1 protein-coding gene is annotated in these 1,215 nt (G+C 43.3%); it reads left to right on the forward strand.

Translation table 11 applies throughout. The features are described from left to right. Nucleotides 1–1,063: bifunctional aminoglycoside phosphotransferase/ATP-binding protein (locus A3739_RS03680; protein ID WP_156502323.1), on the forward strand; the 1,063-nt coding region annotated here is incomplete at its 5' end. Between the last annotated feature and the right edge of the window lie 152 nt (nucleotides 1,064–1,215).

Here is a 1,215-nt window from a genome sequence, read left to right on the forward strand (position 1 = left end):
AATACGAGAGCGCCTGTCAGAGACAGAGCATTTAGAACAGCTCGCACACCTCGAAAAATGGACGATGAGTGCATTTGCAATCCACTCAGATATCATGCAACAACGCAAAGAACAGGGTTTTGTAAGAGAATGCCATGGTGATCTTCACCTCAAGAACATCACGCTATTTCACGACAAGGTCACCCTCTTTGACTGTATCGAATTTAATGACAGCTTTCGTTGGGTCGACGTTATGAGCGATACTGCCTTCCTTGTCATGGACCTAGAGGAGCGGGGCCTACACCACTATGCCAATCGTTTTTTAAATCATTATTTAGAAGAAACTGGAGACTACGCAGGCCTAAAACTCTTACCATTTTATAAAGCCTATCGCGCGATAGTCCGTGCGAAGATTTCTTTATTTGAGATGGAAGACTTTAAAAACAATCCGCAAAAACTAGACGAACTATGGCGTAAATATCAGTCATATATCGACTTGGCCGAAAGCTGCTCGGCACTTCCAAATCGTTTTATATTGACCATGCATGGTGTATCAGGAACGGGAAAAAGCACCGTTGCGCTGCGTCTTGTAGATAAGTTAGGCGCTATTCGCATCCGCTCCGATGTAGAACGAAAGCGACTATTTAAATTTGATCCTCATAAGCATCCTGACACTGACAAAGCAAAAGAACTGTATAGCAAAGCGGCCACAGATCTTACCTATGAGAAACTCGCTTCTCTATCGCGGCATATCTTAAATGCAGGCTTGAGCGTCATCGTTGATGCAACAAACCTACAACTGTGGCAACGCAATTTTATTCAAGACGTCGCCGATGAAAACGGCGTGCCGATGGTCATTGCTGACTGCCAAGCCAGTATGAGCTTAATAGAGAGTTGGATTCATCAACGTGAAGATGAGGATCATGACGCGTCTGATGCAAGCTTTGAGATCGTTGACGCTCAGATACATAGCCAAGATACTTTAACTGAAGAGGAACAGAAAAAGACCTTCGTTGTGCATAGTGAAATATTAGAAGAGACCAATGAACTGGTGAGTGAGATTCGTAAGAACTTACTTAATTAGTCTAGGCATAAAACAAAAAAAGCGGCCTTATGAGCCGCTTTCTTGTGGAACTTAGCTTGTATTCGCTAGTTTATAGTCGCCAAGGATGTTTGATCTAGCTGATGCATATCCGGCAGAGCTTCATTAAGCTCAGTAATCGGATTAAAACGCAC

Source organism: Oleiphilus sp. HI0067 (assembly GCF_001635735.1).